Raw genomic sequence first — 21,444 nt, forward strand, 5'->3', positions numbered from 1 at the left:
CGGACGAGGAAAAGGCCGACCGGCAGGATCGGCCCCCGGCCCGCTTACCTGGCGACCACGCCGAGCTGTTGCAGGAACGTCAGGTTGTCTTCGAGATGCCAGTTGTCGGTGATCTTGCCGTCGCGAATGCGATAGATGTCCGTGGCGATGAAGTCGACCACCTGCCCCTTGCCCTGCACGCCGTTGAAGGTGCCGGTGAAGTGACCGGTGAAGTGCAGATGAGTGACGACGCGGTCGCCGGCGACGATCATCTGTTCAACGTCGGCGTGGACGTCCGGCACGGCGCGATGGAAGCCTTGCGATGCAGCCAGCGGCCCGGCGATGCCCTGCGGCCGACCGGCGGGCAACGTGCGGTCCGTGAAATCGGCCGCCAGCGCCTCGCGGGCCTGGGCCTCGTCGCCCGTGCTCCAGAAGGTGTCGTAAAGGCGTGCCGCGCGAATCTGTTGCTCGGCCTGCTGCTTCGAGAGGCTCTTGTCGACGATCAGCGTTTTCGGCTGCACGAGATCGTCGCCGGGCGCGGCGACGGCAGGCAACGCGGTAGCAGCGGCGGCCGCGGCCAATGCGATGCGGGAAACGGCGGAAAGGACGGTGCGGGTTTTCATGACGTGCTCCTTGAGTAAGTACTCGATGCTCGATGAACGGATTGGATCCGACAGTGGTGCGACTTGGGTCATTCAGGCTGCAAAGCGGGCGGTGCGATTCGCTTGTGCGGTCTCGCGTCGATCAAGCCGGAACGCGAAAGTGGTCACCGCAAACGCCATCAGCGACACCGCGGCGGCCACGAGCGTGCCGCTGCGCAGGTGGGCATTGGCGAGAAATTCGGGGAACCATGCGAGGCCTGCGCCAGGCGCGGCCGCTTCGGCGAGCGCTTCACCGTGGTTGATGCGGAAGCGGAACTCGATGGCTGACGCGACCGTTCGCTCGTGTTCGATGAACTCGAGCGGCCGGTCGCGACCCGTGGTCGGCATGCGAAACGCAATGACGCGATGCGTCCGCAAATCGTCAACCGCACGAATCGTCGGATTGGCCACCAGGTCATCCGGATGCGCGCACAGGGTCAGCGCCGCTTCTCCGATACGACGGGCGACAAGTGAAGAGGCGTCGAGTGCCTTCGCACGATCGAACCGGTGCGAAGGCGCTCGGGCAGCCCGCTAGATCGTCTCGCTTTCGCGTACCGTAATCGGGCTTTGCAGGACGAACCGCGCAATGTCGTCCTTGCGCATGAACGCAACGCCCGGATGGCTCTTCGCATAACGCAGGAACGCATCCCATGCGCGCGTCATCTGCGGCGTGCCGCTGATACGGTCATGCGCGCTGATCGACATCATGCGCCGACGCGTTCCCGCTTCTTCGTACAGCTGATCAAAATCGAACTTGATCTGTTCAAGGAACTTGTCCGGCGAGTAATTGCGCCCCTCCACCAGCAGGATGTCGTTGTTGCGCAGCGTATACGGAATCACGACGAAATCCTTGCCGTTGACCTTTTCGATGAACGGCTCGTCGCGGCTCGTATCGTCGATGTGATAGACGTACCCCAGCTCCTGCAACAGCGACAGCGTGTTCGGCCCGCGTCGCAGCCAGTTCGCGTTGTAGCCGATCGGACGTTGGCCCGTCACCTCCTCCACCATCGATCGCGCCTGGATCAGAAACTCGCGTTCCTGCGGTCGCGACATCGCGTACTGCGAGTTCCACGTCGGCCCATGGCCCGACGCTTCGTGGCCGCGCGCCACGATTTCGCGCGCTACCTGCGGATGCCGCCTCGCCGCCTCGCCGATCATGTGACTCGTCACCTTCACGTCGTGACGGTCCCAGAGATCCAGCATTCGGGGAATGCCTTCGCGATACCCGTACGCAAACCACGCTTGCGCGGCAAGATCGGCGGGCACGCTCGCCGGGAAATCGACTTTCGGAAATGGGTTGTCGGCACCCTTCGGCGGCTGTCCGCCCGCCTCGAACTGCATCGAGATCGAAATGACCAGCCGTGCACCGTTCGGCCAGAATTCACCCTGTCCGGGCGCGGCTACCGGCGTCGATCGTGGGCTGCCCGTTTGCGCACCGGCCTGGGCGGATTGAAGCATCGCACCGACGGCGAACGCGCCCGCGCCGGCTCCGGCCGTGGTCAGGAACGAACGGCGCGTCGGTTGATCGGGCGCCTGCCCGGCCGGATCACGATCCACGTGATCGACTTGAATTGCCATGGACAATCTCCTCATGACGCGCAAGCGCGTCGCTCGCACCGCAACGCGATGCATGATGACGAATGAACGGGTATGGAATGTCACGCAGATATGTGCGCGTACAACCCATTGTCGGAAAGCGGCCCCGCTTTGAAAATGGGCCTTGGAATGAATAGACTTTCAATCCAGACCAAAAAATCGGTGTTCCGTCCGGATACGGCATGTCCGCTCGGCCTGCTGCGCTTCAATGCGCCGATACCCTTCGGTAAATGACGGTGAGCGCCGGCAGCAACGTCGGCGCCGTCGCATCGTGATGGCGATCCCTCGACCATCCGAACACGATCGGCCCCGCAAAACCGATAAGGCATCCGAATCAATTGATCGTCGCGATCCCCGCCATCTCGGCCGGGCCGGTCAATCGCATGGTCGGCAGGTGCCAAAACAGCGGCAATCGGTGCGATCGACACGTACGCACGATCGCTCGTCATGCCGACGATATCGGCCCTGCTCGCGCGACACCCGCAGTGATACGTGTCCGTTCAGGAACTTCCGGCTGCGGCGATCGACCGGGTCTTCAACCGACCCGGCCGCTACGCGATTGCACCGCCACCGTCGACCAGCACCGTCGAGCCGGTCGCGTACGGGGTCGACGCGAGGTAGAGCACGGCGTTCGCAACGTCCTCGGGTTGACCGACACGGCCGGCCGGCAGGCGCGCCGCGGCGCCTTCGTACATCCTGTCCCGCGCCTGCGCATCGAGCTTCGACCAGAGCGGCGTCGCGATCAGGCCCGGGGATACCGTATTCACTCGCACGGGCGACAGCTCGAGCGCGAGCCCCCGCGCCAGCGATTCGAGCGCCGCGTTGATCGCGCCTTGCAGGATCGAGGTCTTGCTCGGCCGCACGCTCAGGAAGCCCGACACGAACGTCAGCGACCCGCCCTGCCGAATGCGTACGGCCCGCGCGACGCGATAGGCTCCCCAGAACTTGCTGTCCATCGCCGCGTAGGCATCGGCGAGCGCGAGACCACGCACCGGCCCCGTGGGTGTCTGCGCGGCCGACACGACGACGTGGTCGAATTCGCCCGCCGAATCGAAAAATGCACGTACGCTCGTGTCGTCGGTCGTGTCCATCACACCGGTTCGCACGCCGTGACCGATCCTCGCTGCGCTCGCCGCCAGCTTGGCCGCGTCGCGCGACGCGATCGTCACGTGTGCGCCGCCCGCCGCAAAGGCCCGCGCGGCCGCTTCGCCGATCCCGGAACTTCCGCCGACCACCAGCACGTTTTGTCCATTGAATTGCATCGTTCGCTTCCTCCGATCAAAAGCGTGTTCCCGAGCATGAAGCCGTGCCCGTCGCACGCGTCAAATATGCTGAATACCGCTTGCGGCCGAGGATCATCGGCCGCTCACGCCGAATCGCCGAATCGCCGAATCGCCGCTGTCGCCGGCGAAGCCGCCAAACACCATGTGTCTCGCGAGACGATTCGGCGGATCCGGTCATCCGTTAGCAATCCCGGGCTGCTCATCGGCCGCGAGCGTCGTCACGAATTCGACGGAAACCCCCGGCGCAATGGACACGAACAACTGAAGCTCATTGGACAACGGTACTTCGCTCAGCGAGTAGTCGATCCGACTGCCGGATAGTCGATCGATCAACGTCGCCCATTCGCGGTGTGTGTCGACGCGAAGCGCAATGTGATCGATGCGCGGCGTGCTACGGCCTGCGTGCGCAGGTAGCGTCGCGCGCGTGACATGAATCATCGGGCGGCCATCGAGGTACAACCAGTAGCCATCCACCCTGAACGGCGGTCGAGGCCCGGTATCGAGACCGACGACCTCATCGAAAAAGCGGCGTGTACCGTCAATGTCATCGGTGACGATGGTGGCGTGGTCGAAATGCATGCTTCGTGTCCATGCGGGAAAGCCTGGTACGCATTCTGTCGCACGTCGGTCGGTCTTGATAATTGGCTTCGCCATTGAATGATCTTCAATGGCGACGAGAAGATGGGGGCCGCTCGATGCCTGGGATCTCGGTTTCGCCGCACGCCAGCGAATTCACGAGACACGATCTCGCCGCGACGCCATGGGCGCACGTGTGCGGCCCGCGAACGGCGCCCGACCCTACAGCACCTGCAGCACCTACAGCCCCTGCGGCGCATCGCGCAGCACGGCGCGCAGCGCGGTATCGAATGGCGTCGCGTGGTCGATCCCGGCGGCGCGCACGCGCGATGCGTCCAGGTGGCAGTCATAGGGGCGCGGTGTCGCGTCGGTCGGCTGGTCGATTCGCTTGAGCGCGGCGTCGATGCCGAGCGCGGCCGCGATCCGCTGCGCGATGTCGTACTTCGTCATCGGCTCCTCGCCCGACCAGTGGCGCAGGCCCGTGATCGACGCACCCGCGAGATGGCGCAGCGTCAGGTCGCGGATGACGTCCGCGACATCCGGGGTATACGTCGGGTAACGGATCGCCCATGCGTCCATGCCGACAGCTTCGGCGCCTGGCTGCGCAGACGCGACGATCGCCGGCACGAGGCTCGTGACGGCCGATTCGCTCCAGTCGACGATCGGGCCGAACAGCAGCGGCAGGCGCAGCACGCACGACAGCGGCGACGCGGCGAGCAGGGCCGCCTCGCCTTCCAGCTTCGTGCGGCCGTAGATGTTCAGCGGGTTCGGTGCGGCGTCCTCGCGGTATGGGGCCGCCTTGCCGTCGAACACGTAGTCGGTGGAGATGCCGAGCGTCCATGCGCCGTAGCGCGCGGCGAGCGCACCGATACGGGCCTGGGCCGTGACGTTGATGGCGCGCGCGGCTGCGGGATCGCGTTCGCAGACATCCGGTCGGCGCTCGGCCGCGCAGATGATCACGGCGGCCGGTCGGCAAGTGGCGAAGAGGTGTTCGAGGGCCGGCTCGTCGAGGACGTCGAGTTCGGCGAGGTTTTCCGGAGGCAGCGCCAGGCGTTTGGCGCCCGCGCTTTGCGGGTTCCGGATTGTCGCGACGAGGTTCAGCGACGATTCGCGGGCCAGCGATGCGGCAACCGCGCGGCCGAGGAGGCCGGCGGCACCGATGAGGAGGACGGTCGGGAGGTCAGTCGACGAGGTCGGATTTGGCATGGGCGGTCATTCGGATGACTGGGAAGTGCACGAGGTCGCGTTCGACGCTCGCGCTCGGGTCGCGGGGAGCATAGCCGAGTATGACAGCCGCTACATCGTGGCGACAGATCGGCAACCCCGCGACGAGCCCGCGTCACGTGAATCACGCGCGCCGCCGCCCCTGCGCGCGGACAATCCGCGGCGCCGCCACCTCACGCACCTCGCCCAAAAGCAAAGCCCGGTGCGCTTGCACGCACCGGGCCATCACCTCTGCGGAAAACCGCGCCCCGCGTTACTTCCGGTCGAGCGAATAGCGCCCCGGCCCGGTCAGTGCGAGCAACAGCAGCCCGCCGATGATGCTCACGTTCTTGTAGAAGTTGATCATCGCCATGTATTGCTCCATCCCCTGCAGCGCCCAGTAGCGATGGCCGATCAACGCGGTCGCGAGCGTATAGGCGGCGAACACCAGTGCGAGCGGACGCGTGTAGAAGCCGACCGCGATCAGCAGGCCACCGGCCAGCTCGACCGCCACCGCGATCGCGGCCGCCAGCTCGGGCGCCGGGTTGCCCGTCGACGCCATGTACGCGACCGTGCCCGAGAAGCCGCTCAGCTTCTGCCAGCCGAACAGCACGAACAGGATCATCAACAGCACGCGAGCCGCCAGCAACAGCTCGTCCTTCTTCGATTCCAGCGAAACGTAACGCATGACAATCACCCTTGAATTGACGGTTTGATGCGTCCGGTGCCGATACGCGCCAATCGGCGCGCCAGGTCGGCAACGAACCACTCCTCGCACGATCGGACAGCGAGCCGGCTGGCCCGCCGCCGAAGAATCCGCCCGGTCACGCCGCTCCCGGCGCGCTCCGGATCGGTTCTGGCGAAGCACGGATGCAGTCTACTGTCTCCCCACGAATCATCAATCCGCCAAAACAAGATTAGCTGTCACGATCAAGTGGACAATAGGGCGCAACAAGGCCGCGAGGCAGCCGCCACGAATCCGATCAAATGAATCCGCCCTTACGTTTCAACGACATGAAAACGGCCCATTCATCTCCGGCTTCCGTATCCAGTCGATATTGAAGCGCCACTAGTGATAACCGGCCGCATCGGAGTATCTCGATCGCGAGTCGACGAAACTTTATGTGCAAAAACCTGCCATCAGTGAATGAATTTTCAAACTCGACTTTCTTTCCAATCTGCGAAGCCCCCCTTCGGGGCAAAGACGTCTGGCCTGGAAATGCGTATTGGCAAACGAAAACGTTTCTCGGGCAAGCAGGTGGATGTCGTCCGCGGAGGATGCCGTCCGGTGGACAAGGATTTCAGCCCGATAGCGGCCGGGAAGAACACCTTCCTCGCACTATCGATCGATCCGGTGTTTAGCCGAGCAAGCGAAAAAGCCAATCAAACATTCACGCTCCCCGCAAGTTCTAAATTCCAGCAAAAAACCCTTAATAAATACAATAAAAACGGTACGCCGTTAACGGCAAAAAATCGCAAACCTTTAACCCCACTCCACCACCGCATTTCCGCCCACAATTTTCCCAACAATCATTACAAAAAATTACTAATTAATGCAGATTTAAATATACGATAGCGCACGTCCTTACGTTTTCCCGACATTCCCCTGACGCCCGGAACGCGGCGCTCCGGGCGCGGCCCGCCTGCGCCTCGACGCAGGCCGTCGACAGCCGCTCGTCACGGGAACGCTTTTCAACCAGAGACCCCCATGGCAACGAACATGTCCGTGAACAGCAGCGCGAACCCGAACAGCCTGTTGCAACAGGCAGCGCAATCGATCATCAACGGCTCGACCGGCAATGGGTCGATGGATGTCGGCTTGCTCGTCACGACGATGGTGAACGCGAAGACGGCCGGCCGGGCCGCGGCGCTCGCCGCGTCGCAGCAGACCGGCACCACGCAGATTTCCGCATTCGGCGCGCTGTCGTCCGCGTTGGGCGCGCTCGAAGCGAGCCTCGCCACGCTGGCGAATGGCGCGCTGCAGTCGACGTTCACCGCGGTCGCGAGCGGCAAGGGCCTGACCGCGACGCCGAGTGCAGGCGCGGTTGCCGGCACCTACACGATCGGCGTCACGCAGATCGCGACCGCGCAGTCGCTGGCTTCGTCGGGCGTCGACGGAAAGAAGGCGCTCGGCACCGGTACCCTGACGCTGTCGTTCGGCAACCAGTCGTTCAAAGTCGACGTCAACGGCACGAACAACACGCTGTCAGGCATCGCGGCCGCGATCAACTCCGCAGCGAAAAACCCGGGAATCAGCGCGACGGTCATCAACGGCACCGACGGCGCGCACCTCATGCTCGCGTCGTCGAAGACGGGCTCGGCGAGCACGATCAGCGTCGCGGTCGGCAACGTGGCCAACGACAACGGGCTGTCGAACCTCGGCGTCACGTCGACGGCCGACACGACGGGCGGCCCGTCGAAGATCGACTCGGCGAACGGCGCGGCCGCGTGGCGGCAAAGCGCCGTGGCGCAGGACGCGAAGTTCACGGTCAGCGGCATCGCGTCGACCAGCGCGAGCAACACGGTGACGGGCGTGCTGAACGGCATCACGCTGAACTTGTCGGCGGCCGCGGTCAGCGCAACCGATACGCAGACGCTGACGGTCAGCCCCGACACGAAGTCGCAGGCGGCCACGATCACGAATTTCGTGAACCAGTACAACGCCGTCGTCAAGACGATGGGCGCGCTGTCGAGCTACACGCCAGGGGCGAGCGCGCAGGGCGCGCTGATCGGCGATTCGACGCTGCACACGATCCGCAACGCCCTCGCGTCGACCATCGCGCGCGGCGTTCCCAACAAGAACGGCGACGGGCACACGAACCTGGCGGCGATCGGCGTGTCACTCGAGAAGGACGGCACGCTAAGGGCCGACAGCGCGAAGCTCGACAGTGCGCTGAACAACAACCCGTCGGGGGTCGCGCACCTGTTCAACGCGACGAACGGGGTCGGCAAGCAGCTGACCGACCAGATCGCGACCTTCACGAAGCCGGGCGGGATGATCGACCTGCGCACGAACGCGCTGGGCGCCGACCTGAAGCGCGTCACGCAGCAACAGACGAATCTGGCCGACTACGCCGCGCAACTGACCAAGCAGTACCAGGCGCAGTTCACGGCACTCAACGCGCTGATGGCCAAGATGAACTCGAACACGCAGTACCTGACGCGGCTGTTCGGCGGGGCCAACAGCAGCGGCACACTGGCGAACAAGTGACGCGCGTCCGGGCCGACCGACGATCGTGGCGGCGGCCGCCGGTCAATGGATCGACCGGCTCGCGCCGCCGCGCACGGTGTCCCGCGTGGAAGCCTCGCTCACGCACGCCCGGCAGTGCGCGAGCATGCGCCGGGTTCGGTTCCCCGTCCGGCACCGTCAACCTCGGCCGCCCGCGCGCGCACGATTACGCGGCGATCCTCCGCCGGAAATGCTCGGTCCCGGCCACGATCTTGTCGAGCACCGCATCGAGCGCCCAGAACCGCTCACGCACGTCGTAGTCGATCACGCGGCACCGGATCGACGCGAAGGTGCCGATTCGCTGGTGATAGAGCTTCGCGAGCGCCGGGTACCCCAGCGCCTCCGACACCGCCGACACGACGAGGAACGTCGACAGCTCGTCGGCCAGCGCCGGATTCGATGCCCCTTGCGTGCGCAACCACCGGTACAGGTCCGGATGGAAGTTGGTGAACACGCCGTTGAAGCCGGCGGACCCCGCCTTCATCGCGTCCCACGCAATCGCGGCGTTCGCGTTGAGGATCTTCAGCGGCGAGCCCTCGGCGAGCGCGACGCGCCGCTTCACCGTCTCCAGGTCGCAGCTCACATCCTTGAGCATCACGAAGCGGCCCGTGTCGATGCACGCACGCAGTTCGTCATCCGACAGCAGCCGCCGGTAAGGCGCCGGGCACTCGTACAGCCCGAGCGGCAGATCCGACGGCAAGCGCGCGAGCAGCCGGTGCAGGTGGTCGAGCAGCGCCGCGCTGCCCTTGCGCTGCGGATCGAGCCGGTTGGTCACGAGCACGACGCCCTGCGCGCCCGATTCGGCCGCCGCGCACAGCTCGTCGGCCTGCGCGTCGAGATCGTCGCTGATGTGCCCGGACGCGACGACCGGCACGCGCCCGGCCACCCGCTCGACCACGAAGCGCGCGAGTGCCGCGCGTTCGGCCAGGCTCAGGAACTGCATCTCGCTCGACTGCGCGACCGCGAACAACGCATCGGCGCCGTGCGCCAGATACCATTCGATGAGCCGCTCGAGCCCGGCGTAGTCGATCGCGCCGGCGTCGTCGAACGGCGTCAGCATCACCGGGACGATGCCCTCGATGGTCACGTTCGATTGCTGCGGGTGTTGCATCTGTTTCTCCTTGCTTCAGTGAATGCGTGGCGCATGCCGCGTGCTCAGGCCGGCAACGGCCCGGGCGCGGCGTTCGCGGCCTGCTCGGGAATCGGCTTGCGCACCAGCAGCAGGTACGCCATCGCGCCCGCGAACGCGATCGCCGCGGCCGCCAGCAGCGCCGGCACGAACGACCACTTCTGCGCGATGATGCCCGTCAGGATCGGCGCGAGCGCGCCACCGATGAAACCGCCGAAATTCTGGATCGCGCCGAGCGACGCAATGCGGCTCGGCGGCGCGGCTGCCGTCGCGAGCGCCCACGAGCAGGCCGACGCCGCGTTGGCGAGAAAGATCACGACCGAAATGCAGGCGAGCGCCACCGTGTTGCTCTGCACGAGCGCGGCGGGAATCGTGAACGCGACCATCCCGAGCATCGCGACCACCACCGCATTGCGCCGGCTCGCGACCGGCGAACGGCTGCGGCGCGTGACCAGGTCCGACAGCCAGCCGGCCAGCAGCGAGCCGACGAACCCGCACAGGAACGGCACCGACGCGGCAAAACCGGTGCGGATCAGGCTCATGTGCCGCTCCATCGTCAGGTAGCCCGGCAGCCAGGTCAGGTACACCCAGTTCAGGTACACGGAACCGAAATAGCCGATCAGCATCCCCCAGGTCGTACCGTGCGAGAACAGGCCGCGCCATTCGGCGAACGTCAGTTTCGGCGCCGCGACCGTGCTTTGCGCGTCGGCGTCGAGATAGTTGCGCTCGGTGGCAGTCAGTTGCGCGCGCACCGGATCGCGGTACAGCGCGAACCAGACGACGGCGACGACGAGACCGGCTGCGCCCGTCGCGATGAACGCCCAGCGCCAGTCGAACGACGCGACGAGGATCGACAGCAGCAACGGCGCAAGCGCGGTGCCGAGCGGCGACGCGGCGTTGAAAATGCCGGTCGGCGTGCCGCGTGCGCGCAGCGGAAACCAGTTGCTCACCACCCGCGCGGCCGACGGGAATTGCGGCGCCTCGCCGATGCCGAGCACGATGCGCGCGGCGATGAACCAGCCGAAGGTCGACACGATGCCGCCCGCCGCTTGCGCGATCGACCATACGATCAGGCCGATCCCGAGCAGCCGGCGCGGCCCGATGCGGTCGACCAGCCCGCCGACCGGAAACTGGCACAGCGCGTAGCTCCACGAGAAGGCCGACAGCAGCAGCCCCATCTGCGCGAGCGACAGCCCGAGATCGGCGCGGATCGCCGAGCTTGCAACGGCCAGCGTGCCGCGATCGAGGTAGTTGACGATGCCGCTCACCATCAACAGCGCGAGCGCGATGCGTTGCCCGCGCCGGATACGCGGCGGGGCGGGCGGAACGGTCGGGGTTTCGTTCATTGCGGTTGTCTCCATGTCAGTGATATCGGCCGGTTCCGGCCTGTCCGTCTGATGCGGAATTCAAGGTTCCAGGCATGCCACTTCGTCGCGCGTCGGAATCGAGGTCTGCGCGCCGTGGCGCGTCACGCTGATCGCGGCGGCGCGCTGGCCGAAGCCGATCGCGTCGTCCATCGACGCGCCGCCCGCGCGAGCGGCCGCGAACCCGCCGACGAAGGTGTCGCCGGCCGCGGTCGTATCGACGGCGACCACCGACATCGCCCGCAGGCGGCCGTTGCCTGCACCGCCGCGCCAGCACACGCCGCGCGCGCCGAGCGTGACCAGCACGTTGCCCACGCCCTTCGCGCACAGCGCATCGGCGGCGCGCACGGCGGACGCATCGTCGCCGACGGCGATGCCGGTCAGCGACTCGGCTTCGGTTTCGTTGACGACGAGGTAGTCGACCCGTGCGAGCAGCGCGTCGAACAGCCGCTGCGCGGGCGCGGGATTGAGCAGCACCGGCGTACGGTGTGCCGACGCGCAGGCAATGGCGCGCGCCACGGTGGCGACCGGCACTTCGAGCTGGCTCACGAGCATCGCCGCGCCGGCGATCGTTTCGCGCGCCGCATCGATCCGGCCGGCATCGAGGCGCGCATTCGCGCCGGGCACGACGACGATGCTGTTCGCGCCGCCTTCATCGACCGTGATCGTGGCCACCCCGGTCGCGGTGCCGGCGATCCGGTCGAGGTGCGTCACGTCGATGCCCTCTGCCGACAGCGCGTCGTGCAGGCGCGCGCCGAACGCGTCGTCGCCGACGCAGCCGATCATCGCGACCGACGCGCCCAGGCGCGCAGCCGCGACCGCCTGGTTCGCGCCCTTGCCGCCATGGACGGTCTGGAAATCGGTGCCGAGCAGCGTCTCGCCCGGCACCGGCAGGCGCGGCGCACGTGTGACGAGGTCGATGTTGACGCTGCCGACGACGGCGATGCGCGGGGAAGGGGTGTCTCTCATTTCCGAATGTAACCGCTTACATTTGCGACGGACAAAAAGGCCGGAATGGCCGTCGTCGATGAAAATTTCACGATATGGATAGAATATGCGTCTGACATAATACGGAAGCACGTCAAGATAGCGCTTACATTCTCACAGGGTCGAGCGAGAATGCAAGCGGCGCCACCACGAACCGAGGGTAAACAATGACGCATTTGACAACGCACCGCGCCGGCACCGCCGCTACGCCGGGAGCCGGCCGATGAGCTCGCCTCCGTCCCGCGCCGGCGCGCCCCGCGCGCGCCGCGGCAGCGGCCGCTCGGTGCTCGGCGATGTCGCGAAGCTGGCCGGCGTGTCGACCGCGACCGTTTCGCGCGTGTACAACGATCCCGGCAAGGTGTCGGCCGACGTGCAGCAGCGCGTGCGCGACGCGGCGCGCGCGCTGAACTGGATTCCGAATGCGGCGGGCCGCGCGCTCGCGTCCACGCGCACCCACATCACGGGCGCGATCATTCCGACGCTCGACGACCAGGTGTTCGCCTCGCAGGTCGCGGGCATGCAGACGGTCATGGCCGAGCACGGCATCACGCTGTTCCTCGGCTGCTCGAACTACGATCCCGCGCAGGCGCTGGACCAGGTGCGCGCGATGCTGTCGCGCGGCGTGGAAGCCGTGTCGCTCGTCGGCGAAGCGTATCCGCCGGAATTGTTCGAACTGCTTGCGATGCACCGCGTGCCGTACGTCGTCACTTATGCGTATCGCGACGACAGCCCGCACTGCTGCATCGGCTTCGACAACCGCGCGGCGTTCGCGCAGCTCACCACCCACCTGCTCGACCTCGGCCACCGCGATTTCGCGATCATCATGCAGCCGTCCGCCGACAACGACCGTGTGCAGGCGCGCCTGCGCGGCATTCACGACACGCTGGCCGCGCGCGGGCTCGCGGTACGCCCCGTCCATCAGCACGAAGGCGCGGCCACGATCGCGTTCGGGCGGGCGAGCCTGCGTGCGATCGCCGACAGCGACGCGGCCACGCGCCCGACCGCCGTGATCTGCGGCAACGACGCGCTCGCGCTGGGCGCGTTGCTCGAGGCGCAGGCGCTCGGCATCGACGTGCCCGCGCAATTGTCGATCACCGGCTTCGACGACATCGCGCTCGCGCGCGAGATCCAGCCGCCGCTGACGACGATGTGGGTCGACACCCACGCGATCGGGCGCCAGGCCGCGCAGGCGTTGCTCGACGCGCTCGAGAACGGCGCAACGGGGCCGGGGCACGCGGTGCTGCCGGAGTTGCGCATGCGGGAATCGGCTGCGCCGCCGGCGCAGGTTCGCGCAGGACGTAAAAAATAAAGACGCGCCGGGCAGCTTCGGCTGCCCGTCCCGCCCGTCACTGCATCACGTCGACCGGCAGCGTCTTGTCGAGATTGTCATGCCACGCCTGGATGGTCTTCGGCACGTTTTTCTTCCACGCCGGCACGTTCGTGTAATAGCGCATCCGTACGTTGTTCTTCGCGTCGAACACGAGCAGGCCGATCCACAGGTCGTTACCACGGCGCATCACGATCGCGGCATTCGTCGTCGCGATGCCGCGCACCCAGTACGACGCCACATGCACGTTCAGCCCGTCGAGATCCTTCTCGTCGGCGCTGTAATTGACGTTGTCGACGAGCGTCTGGTAGTCGGCGCCGAGCAGCTTGTGCGCGGCCGCGTTCTGCGTCGCGTCGTCGACGACCTTGAGGCTCAGCAGGTCGGCCGCCGGTTTGGCCTGGAACTGCGACGCGGTCACATACCGGCCGCCATAGACAACACCCGAGCCCGCACCGCAATCGACATCCGCGCCGTGTTGCGTGACGCCGATGCGCCCGCCCTTCCGTTCGAAATCGAGCCGGCATTTGTCGTTGCGGTAGGTGCCGCTGTCGCCGTGCAGCACGATGTCGCCATCGAGCCCGCCCGTATTCGCGCCGTTGTTGCCGCTCAGCTCGAAATGCAGGCGCGGCGCCGTGCCGGTAAACGTCAGCACGCCGCCAAACGACGGGTTGTCGCTCGTCATGTACCACGTCTGCTGCCAGCGGTCGGCGGCCAGCGGCTTGCCGTTCAGGCTCGCGAGCCGTTCGCGGTAGCGATCGCCGAGGCACTGCGCGTCGCCGCCGCACCGGTCGCGCTGCTTGAGCCACTTCAGCTGCGCGGCTTTCAGCGCGGCCGTATCGCCGCCTTTTGCGAGCGCCTGCTTCCACGCCGTCGCCAGGTCGCCGTCGAGCTTCGACAGCGCGGTATCCGCGCAGATTGCCTTCTCGGTGGGCGACGCGGCCCTCGCGCAGTCGAAACCGGCGGCCTGCGCGGCGAACGGCAGCAGGGTCAGCAACGCGGCGGCCGCGACGGATCGCAGGTGCGTGTGCCGCACGGCACGGGCGGAAATCGCGGCTTGCCCGCGCGCATTCTTTTGATTGTGGAGGGTCATCGGCTTGGCTCGTCGCAGGATCGCGCGCCTGTAGAAGCTACCTGCACGCGGCATTCGAGGTAAAAACGTCCGGCCCGGCATGCGGCGCATGCCGTTGCTCGCCGAAGCCTAACCCGAATGCGCGGCGCCGATCAATCGATGGTCGATGTCAGCGCAACCGTTCATGTGGCCGCGCGGCATTGCACGATGCCGTCACGCAATATGGCTTCCACTGCGGCATCGATGAACCCAATGAACACCATTACGCCATCTTCTTCGTGCGCGGCCAGCCCTTCGTCTTCCATCGACGAGAACCGGATGCGCCGCACGGCGACCTGGCACACGCGCGTGGCGACCGCGCCCTGCGCATCGGCCACGCGCACGATGCCCTTCGCGCGCAGGATCGTGCGCGGCAACGCCTTCAGCCACGCACGCAGCCGCGCCTTGTCGAGCACGTCCGGCGCGGCGACGGTAACGCTCGCGAACGCCGGCATCGCGTCATGTCCGATCACCCGGTGCGCACGCGCGAAACCCGCCGGCATCGCGCCACGCTCGGGCACCGCCGCATCGAACAGCAGCGCGAGCGGAATCTCGCCATGGCGCGCGGCGACGACGATGTCGGTCGGCGCACACGCGCGCACGTCGTCGAGTACCGCGTCGCGCCGGTCCGGCGCAATGCAGTCGAGCTTGGTCACGACGATCGCGCCCGCACCGTCGAGCTGTCGCTGCGCCATCGCGCCGACGAGCGGATCGGCGAGCGTGTCGCGCCACGCGAGCGCATCGGCGACGACGAGCACCGACGTCAGCCGGAACGCACCGTTCAGCAGCCCGATCTGCGCGATCTTCGCGGGATCGGCCACGCCGCTCGCTTCGACGAGCAGCAGGTCGGGCCGCGCGTCGCGCGTCGCGACGCGCGTCAGCGCATCGACGAGCGCGCCGCCGATCGTGCAGCAGATGCAGCCGTTGTCGAGTTCGATCACGTCGTCGCCGCGCGCCCGCACGAGGCGCGCATCGATGTTCACCGCGCCGAAATCGTTGACGAGCACTGCGATGCGCCGGCCGTGTGGCGCCTGCAGGATCGCGTTGACGACCGTCGTCTTGCCCGCGCCGAGATAGCCGCCGATCACCGCGAGGTCGATCGGTGCGGGCGCAGCCGCAACGGGCACGACGGCGTCGCCTGGCGCACTCATCGCGGCGACCGGAACACGCGCCCGCCGAGCACGGTGCCCCACACGGCGAGCGCCTTCAGGCGTGCGGGCGCACAGACCGAGGGATCATCGTCGAGCACCGCGAAATCCGCGAACTTGCCGATCTCGATGCTGCCGACGAGATGATCCATCCGCAACGTATAGGCCGCGCCGAGCGTGATCGCATGCAGCGCGTCGTCGACTGAAATCCGCTCGCCTTCGCCGAGCACACGCCCGGACGCCGTCTCGCGCTGCACCGCGCACCATGCGGTGAACAGCGGATTGAGCGGCGTGATCGGCGCATCCGAATGCAAGGCGAACGGAATGCCGAGCCGCTGCGCGGAGCCGGCCGCATCCATCCGGTTCGCGCGATCGGGGCCGATGGTCTGGCCGTAATGCGCGTCTCCCCAGTAGTACAGATGATTCGCGAAGAAGTTCACGCACATCCCGAGCGCGCGTACGCGCTTCAACTGCGCGGCATCGGCCATCTGGCAATGCTGCAGCGTATGACGATGATCGGGACGCGGATGGCGCGCGAGCAGCGTCGCCATCGCGTCGAGCACGACGTCGGTCGCTTCGTCGCCGTTGGTATGCACGTGCAGTTGCAGCCCCGCGCGATGAAACGGCTCGAACACGTCGACGAGCTGGGCGGGCGGAATCAGCCATAACCCGTTCGGCTGGCCACCCGCGTAACCGGGCCAACGCACGCGCGCGGTGAAGCCCTGGATCGAGCCGTCGACGATGAACTTCACCGGCCCGAAATGCAGCTTGTCGGTATTGCGCTCGATCTCCTCCAGCACGCTGTCGGCCGAACGCGCCGGATTGCGCTGCGGCGCGAACGCCGGCACGATCCGCACCGGGTAATCGGGATCGGCGGTGACGTCGCGCAGCGTGCGGTTGCCATCGGCCGACAGGTCGTTGACGAGATCGGTGGCCGTCGTCACGCCGGCCAGTTGCGCGACGCGCCCGAAATTCCAGACGGCGTGCGGCTTCTCGCTCGCGGAAATCGCGAGCTTGCCGCCGATCGTCTGATACACCGGCAGCATCGCCGCGAACTCCTGCAGCTCGCCGGTCGGGCGGCCGTCGGCATCGCGCGTCACGCCGTCGATGTCGGTGTCCTCGTCGATGCCGGCGCGCGCGAGCATCGCACCGTTCACGTTCATCAGGTGCACGCTCGCATGCAGGATCGCGATCGGCCGCTGCGCCGACACGCGGTCGAGTTCGTGCGCGGTCAGCCGCGCGGTGCCGAAGAAGATCGGATCGAAGCCCCACGCGAGCAGCGGCCCGTCGTCGGTCATCGCGCGCTCGGCTTCCGCGAGCCGTGCGAGCACCGCGTCGAGCGAGCGCAGCCCTGGCCACAGCGTGCCGTCGGGGCCGCGCCGGTCGTAGTAGCCGACGTACACGGCGTCCCACATCGCGCCTTCCATCAGGTGGCAATGCCCTTCGACGAGCCCCGGCATCAGCACCTTGTCGCGCAGCGTGTCGTCGGTCGTGCACGCGCCGAACCGCGCGTGCCACGTGGCCGCGTCGGCGGCGTCACCGACCGCGAGGATGCGGCCGTCGCGCACGGCGACGTGCGTGGCCGACGGCTGCGCCGGGTTCATCGTCAGGATGCGGCGCGCGGTGAACACCGTCACGGGTGCGGCCGGGGTTGCGGATGCTGGCATGTGTCACTGCTCTCCTTGCGGCGGACCGCCGATGGGTCAGGAAACGGCGTATTGCTTCACGGGACGGCCATGCAGCATCGCATGCACGGCCGCGACGACGAGCACGTTGACGACGAGGCACACGAGGCCGAGGTTGATGCCGCCGAAGTCGACATGGAGCACGTAGAAGATCATCGCGAGCACCTGGCCGCAGATCATCCCGGCCCCGACCGCGACCGGCCGCACGCGGCGCCCTGCGAGCAGGATCAGCACGCCCGGCAGGAACTGCGTGACGCCGTAGTACGTGGTGTTGATCAGCGTGAGCATCAGGTTCGGCGTGAGCATCGTGGTCGCGATCGACAGCAGCAGGTAGCCGACGATCACGTATTTCGCCGCACGCTTCTGGCGCGATTCCGGCAGGTTCGGCATCAGGTTGCGCGTGACGATCGGCCCGATCGCGAGGCAGATGCCGGCCAGCACGAGCAGCCCCGACAGCGCGGCGCCGGCCGCGACGAGGCCGATCAGCCAGCCGGGAAGCAGGTGCGTGACGGCGGCGAAGAACGCGTCGTTCGGCGACGCGAGCGTCAGGTTCGCGGTGATCGCGTAGTACGACGCGATCACGAGGAACGGATACATCAGCATGTACAGCGGCATCACGACCTGCGTGCGCCGGATCGCGTCCGGCCCACGCGCGGTGAAGAAATTCTGCGCGGCGAACGGCATCAGGTAGAAGCCGAGCGACTGGAACAGCATCGTGCTCATCGAGAAGCGCAGCTGCGATCCGCTCATCGTGTTGCTGACCTGCCGGCTCGCGGCGTCGAACACCGGATGCACGCCGCCCACCTGCCACGCGACGGTCACGCCCGTCACGACGATCGCGAGCAGCATCAGGATGTCCTTCAGAATCGCGATGTACGCCGACGCGCGCACGCCCGAAATCGCGATATAAGTGAACGCGAGCGCCGCGCACACGAGGATCAGGTACAGCGGCTCGACGTGCCAGCCGAGCCCCTTCAGCGCCGCGACGAGGCCGGTGAACTGCAGCTGCCCCCACGGGATCAGGAACAGGATCGATGCGCACGCAACGACCAGCTCGAGCCCGCGGCTGCGGTAGTGGCCCTTGAACAGGTCGGGCAGCGTGATCGCGTTGTGGCGCTTGCCGGCCTCCCAGATCTTCGGGCCGACGAAATAGCCGATCGGGTAGGCGAGCAGGATGTAGCCGAGGAACCACACGCCGTAGGTCGGCCCTTTCGCGTAGATGCCGCCGGGGAAGCCGACCATCGTGCCGATGCTGTAGATCTCGCCGGCGGTGAGGAAGAACACGAGCGCCGTGCCGAACTGGCGCGACGCGACGAAGAAGTCATGCACGCTCTGCTTGCCGCGGCCGCGGCCGGATCGAATGGCGAGATAGAGCGACAGCGCGATCAGCGCGGCGAAGACGACCGTGGACATGCGCACCTCTGCGAAGGAAAGGAATGCGTAGGGTTCGCCGGAAAGCGCGGGCGGCCGGCGCTCCGCAAGAAGCGGATGCGTGCGCTAGGCGGCGCTCGCGCGGCGGTCGAACAGCATCCAGCACGCGAACAGGCAGCCGGACGTCAGCACGAACCACGCGAAGATCCACATGAAGATGAACGGCACGCCCAGCACATAGCGGTCCTGCGCGGCTGCCCACGGCAGCACGCCGATCACGCCGAGATACGGAATACCGATGCCGATCAGATACCTGAGCATGCGTGTCTCCTCGAAAGCGGGTTCGTACGGAAGGGGCGTACGCGGAGGCGGCGGATGTCGCCAGCGCGGCATCCGGCGTCGAATCCAGTATTCGAAGACAAAAAGGCGCGGGATAGTGCCAGACGCGGGCAATCGCTTGGGCCAGTGGTCCATTGTCCGACGCGCCCCGGTCAGCGCGGCAACGATCCAAGCGGCAACCCGGCTCCGCTCCGGCGCGGCCAACGCCCACCGGTCATGGCGTCAGCCGCCAAACGGCATCAGCTCGTAACTCGTGCTCCGGCCGCCGGACGACGAGCGGCGCAGCACGCCATGCTCGACGAGTTCGGTGATGTCCCGCAGCGCGGTGTCTTGCGAGCACTTCGCCAGCGCCGCCCACTTGGTCGACGTCAGCTTCCCCTCGAAGCCGTCGAGCAGGCGATTCATCACCTTCACCTGGCGTTCGTTCATCGCGAAGCCCGCGCAGCGCTGCCAGAAACGCGCCTTGACCAGCACCGCGTCGAGCGTCGTGTGCGCGTGATCGATGGCACGGCCGAGCGCGGTCAGGAACCACGCGAGCCATTCGGTGACGTCGAGCGAGCCGCGCTGGGTCCGCTCCAGCACGTCGTAATACGCGTTGCGCTCGCGCTGGATTTGCGCCGACAGGCTGTAGAAGCGCTGCGGACTGCGGTCGGCGCGCGCGAGGACCAGATCCCCGAGCGCACGCGCGATCCGGCCGTTGCCGTCGTCGAACGGATGGAGCGTGACGAACCAAAGATGGGCGAGGCCGGCGCGGATCAGCAACGGCTCGACCGGCGTGGCATTGAGCCACGCGAGAAAGCGCGCGACCTCGCCGGCGAGGCGCGCGGCGGGCGGCGCCTCGAAATGCACGCGCTGCCGGCCGATCGGCCCGGACACGACCTGCATCGGCCCGGTGGCATCGGTGCGCCAGCCGCCGACCGTGATCCGCGACATCCCCGAATAGCCGGTCGGAAACAGCGCCGCATGCCACCCGAACAGACGGGCGTCCGTGACCGGCGCCGCCGCATGGGTGGTCGCGTCCAGCACCATGTCGACCACGCCCTCGACGTGACGATCGACCGGCGCCAGCGCGCCGATGTCGACCCCGAGCCGGCGCGCGATCGACGACCGGACCGATGCGACGTTCAGGCTTTCGCCCTCGATCGCGCTGGTCTTGACGACGTCCTCCGTCAACGCGGCGAGGCTGGCCTCGTCGCGCAGCGCCAGGCCGACATCCGCCAGCCGCCCGGCCAGCATGCCTTGCGCACGGCTGACGTCGGCGAGTGGCGTCGCCAGTGCAGGGAGGTCGAAGCGCCACGCGGGCCGGTCGGCCGACTCCCAGATGTAGGTGTAATCTCCGCTCATGATGCGGAGATTATCCCACCGATTCGCCGCAGAGCGCCATATTCTCCGCAAATCATGCGGAGAATAGCACCCCTATTCCCCGCAACCCGGCCCGCTACCGCGCCCGCCCGGCCCCGCCCTTCGCGGCCGGCGCCGCGTCGCCGAGCCGTTCCGCGAGAAACCCGATGAACGTGCGCAGCGTGACGAACCCTTCCCGATGCTGCGGAAACACTGCATTGAGCGTGATCGGCGACGGCGCGTACGCGTCGAGCACCGGTACCAGCGCGCCGCTGTCCAGCGCCCCGCCGACGATGAAATCCGGCAGCAGCGCGATGCCGAGCCCCGCGATCGCCGCGTCGCGCACCACCTCGCCGTTGTTCGCGACCAGCGGCCCCTGCACGTCGAACGTGCGCGCCGCGCCGTCGACGCGGAATTCCCAGCCGATGCGCCGCTCGCGCCCGTACAGCACGCACGTATGGCCCGCGAGATCGGCCGGCGTCTGCGGCGTGCCCTGCCGCTTCAGGTAGGCGGGGCTCGCGCACGCGATCATCCGCCACGCGCCGAGCGGGCGCGCGATCAGCGTCGAATCCTCGAGCGAGCCGATCCGCAGCACGAGATCGAAGCCCTCGCCGATCAGGTCGACGCGCCGGTCGGTCAGGTCGAGGTTCAGCCGCACGGCCGGGTGCGCGGACAGGAATTCGGCGATCAGCGGCGACACGTGCGTGATCCCGAACGACAGCGGCGCGCTGATTTTCAGCGACCCGTGCAGCTCGGTGCTGCGCACCGACATCGCCTGCTCGGCGTCGGCGATCTCCGCGAGGATCCGCTGCGCCCGCGCATAGAACTCCTGCCCCGATTCGGTCACCGCAAGGTTGCGCGTGTTCCGGTGCAACAGCCGCACGCCGAGCGACGCCTCCAGCGCCATCGTGCGCCGGCTGACGAATTGCTTGGACAGCATCAGCTGGTCGGCCGCCGCCGTGAAGCTGCCCGCATCGACCGTCGCGACGAAGATCCTGAGATCGTTGATTTCCATATTGTCCACTCCATAGCGACAGTCATTATCGCTACAGCCATTTATTTGTCAAATCGATTGACCTAAGATTCATCTCAACGAACGGCCGGGCCCACTTCCGAGGTCCGGCGTCTTGAGGAACAA

20 protein-coding genes and 1 pseudogene are annotated in these 21,444 nt (G+C 67.1%); 3 read left to right on the forward strand and 18 right to left on the reverse strand.

From position 1 onward, the window contains the following. Nucleotides 1-44 precede the first annotated feature (44 nt). The 8 genes and pseudogenes from CFB34_RS36570 to CFB34_RS36605 form a co-directional block, all read right to left on the reverse strand. Nucleotides 45-602 carry an ester cyclase gene (locus tag CFB34_RS36570; RefSeq protein ID WP_089444513.1) on the reverse strand — a complete coding sequence of 186 codons (558 nt, stop codon included), beginning with the start codon at nt 600-602 and terminating at the stop codon, nt 45-47. Between the two features lie 72 nt (nt 603-674). Then, a pseudogene (locus tag CFB34_RS36575) lies at nt 675-1,094 on the reverse strand (LysR substrate-binding domain-containing protein); the annotation flags it as partial. A 57-nt stretch (nt 1,095-1,151) separates the two neighbouring features. After that, on the reverse strand, nt 1,152-2,198 hold the full coding sequence (locus CFB34_RS36580) for a polysaccharide deacetylase family protein (protein ID WP_089444515.1): 1,047 nt from the start codon (nt 2,196-2,198) through the stop codon (nt 1,152-1,154). 80 nt (nt 2,199-2,278) lie between these two features. Beyond that, entirely contained in the window at nt 2,279-2,665 is a 387-nt protein-coding gene (locus tag CFB34_RS36585) for a hypothetical protein (RefSeq protein WP_179243795.1), read from the reverse strand. Between the two features lie 102 nt (nt 2,666-2,767). Beyond that, a complete protein-coding gene (locus CFB34_RS36590) occupies nt 2,768-3,478 on the reverse strand; it encodes an SDR family oxidoreductase (RefSeq protein ID WP_089444516.1) in 711 nt (236 codons plus the stop codon). 195 nt (nt 3,479-3,673) lie between these two features. Continuing rightward, the gene (locus tag CFB34_RS36595; protein ID WP_089444517.1) at nt 3,674-4,078 is read right to left on the reverse strand and encodes an extradiol dioxygenase; all 405 of its coding nucleotides are present in this window, start codon (nt 4,076-4,078) and stop codon (nt 3,674-3,676) included. A gap of 237 nt (nt 4,079-4,315) precedes the next feature. After that, the gene (locus CFB34_RS36600) at nt 4,316-5,281 is read right to left on the reverse strand and encodes an SDR family oxidoreductase (RefSeq protein WP_089444518.1); all 966 of its coding nucleotides are present in this window, start codon (nt 5,279-5,281) and stop codon (nt 4,316-4,318) included. Between the two features lie 271 nt (nt 5,282-5,552). Beyond that, entirely contained in the window at nt 5,553-5,966 is a 414-nt protein-coding gene (locus CFB34_RS36605) for a DoxX family protein (protein WP_089444519.1), read from the reverse strand. Between the two features lie 459 nt (nt 5,967-6,425). Here CFB34_RS36605 and CFB34_RS36610 point away from each other — a divergent pair, with 459 nt between their 5' ends. Both CFB34_RS36610 and fliD read left to right on the forward strand, forming a co-directional pair. After that, nucleotides 6,426-6,854 carry a hypothetical protein gene (locus CFB34_RS36610; protein WP_143329570.1) on the forward strand — a complete coding sequence of 143 codons (429 nt, stop codon included), beginning with the start codon at nt 6,426-6,428 and terminating at the stop codon, nt 6,852-6,854. A 132-nt stretch (nt 6,855-6,986) separates the two neighbouring features. Continuing rightward, nucleotides 6,987-8,489 (forward strand): flagellar filament capping protein FliD, encoded by a 1,503-nt coding sequence (fliD, locus tag CFB34_RS36615; RefSeq protein ID WP_089444520.1) that lies wholly within the window; start codon nt 6,987-6,989, stop codon nt 8,487-8,489. Between the two features lie 184 nt (nt 8,490-8,673). Here the strand turns inward: fliD and CFB34_RS36620 are convergent, their stop codons facing one another. From CFB34_RS36620 to rbsK, 3 genes are read right to left on the reverse strand one after another with little or no spacing between them, the layout of a single operon-like run. Beyond that, nucleotides 8,674-9,618 carry a dihydrodipicolinate synthase family protein gene (locus CFB34_RS36620; protein ID WP_089444521.1) on the reverse strand — a complete coding sequence of 315 codons (945 nt, stop codon included), beginning with the start codon at nt 9,616-9,618 and terminating at the stop codon, nt 8,674-8,676. A gap of 44 nt (nt 9,619-9,662) precedes the next feature. Continuing rightward, on the reverse strand, nt 9,663-10,982 hold the full coding sequence (locus tag CFB34_RS36625; protein WP_089444522.1) for an MFS transporter: 1,320 nt from the start codon (nt 10,980-10,982) through the stop codon (nt 9,663-9,665). Nucleotides 10,983-11,042: 60 nt separating this feature from the next. Next, the gene (rbsK, locus tag CFB34_RS36630) at nt 11,043-11,969 is read right to left on the reverse strand and encodes a ribokinase (RefSeq protein ID WP_089444523.1); all 927 of its coding nucleotides are present in this window, start codon (nt 11,967-11,969) and stop codon (nt 11,043-11,045) included. A gap of 241 nt (nt 11,970-12,210) precedes the next feature. On the opposite strand from rbsK, the gene CFB34_RS36635 reads away from it, so the two are divergent. Further along, nucleotides 12,211-13,296 (forward strand): LacI family DNA-binding transcriptional regulator, encoded by a 1,086-nt coding sequence (locus tag CFB34_RS36635; protein ID WP_089444524.1) that lies wholly within the window; start codon nt 12,211-12,213, stop codon nt 13,294-13,296. A gap of 37 nt (nt 13,297-13,333) precedes the next feature. Here the strand turns inward: CFB34_RS36635 and CFB34_RS36640 are convergent, their stop codons facing one another. The 7 genes from CFB34_RS36640 to CFB34_RS36670 form a co-directional block, all read right to left on the reverse strand. Continuing rightward, on the reverse strand, nt 13,334-14,404 hold the full coding sequence (locus tag CFB34_RS36640; protein WP_242808772.1) for a lysozyme inhibitor LprI family protein: 1,071 nt from the start codon (nt 14,402-14,404) through the stop codon (nt 13,334-13,336). Nucleotides 14,405-14,565: 161 nt separating this feature from the next. Next, nucleotides 14,566-15,573: a GTP-binding protein gene (locus tag CFB34_RS36645; protein WP_089444575.1), complete on the reverse strand. Its 1,008-nt coding sequence runs from the start codon at nt 15,571-15,573 to the stop codon at nt 14,566-14,568. Continuing rightward, a complete protein-coding gene (locus CFB34_RS36650) occupies nt 15,570-17,237 on the reverse strand; it encodes an amidohydrolase (protein WP_089444525.1) in 1,668 nt (555 codons plus the stop codon). Before CFB34_RS36650 ends, CFB34_RS36645 begins: the two co-directional genes overlap by 4 nt. Before the next feature lie 36 nt (nt 17,238-17,273). Beyond that, nucleotides 17,274-18,668, reverse strand: a complete 1,395-nt coding sequence (locus CFB34_RS36655; protein WP_089444526.1) for a sodium:solute symporter family protein — start codon at nt 18,666-18,668, stop codon at nt 17,274-17,276. 84 nt (nt 18,669-18,752) lie between these two features. Next, a complete protein-coding gene (locus CFB34_RS36660) occupies nt 18,753-18,947 on the reverse strand; it encodes a DUF3311 domain-containing protein (RefSeq protein WP_089444527.1) in 195 nt (64 codons plus the stop codon). Between the two features lie 240 nt (nt 18,948-19,187). After that, nucleotides 19,188-20,309 carry a Fic family protein gene (locus tag CFB34_RS36665; protein ID WP_218828649.1) on the reverse strand — a complete coding sequence of 374 codons (1,122 nt, stop codon included), beginning with the start codon at nt 20,307-20,309 and terminating at the stop codon, nt 19,188-19,190. Nucleotides 20,310-20,403: 94 nt separating this feature from the next. Then, nucleotides 20,404-21,321 carry a LysR family transcriptional regulator gene (locus CFB34_RS36670; RefSeq protein WP_089444528.1) on the reverse strand — a complete coding sequence of 306 codons (918 nt, stop codon included), beginning with the start codon at nt 21,319-21,321 and terminating at the stop codon, nt 20,404-20,406. Nucleotides 21,322-21,444 lie beyond the last annotated feature (123 nt).

Origin of the sequence: Burkholderia sp. HI4860, from assembly GCF_002223045.2 — a bacterium.
GTDB lineage: Bacteria > Pseudomonadota > Gammaproteobacteria > Burkholderiales > Burkholderiaceae > Burkholderia.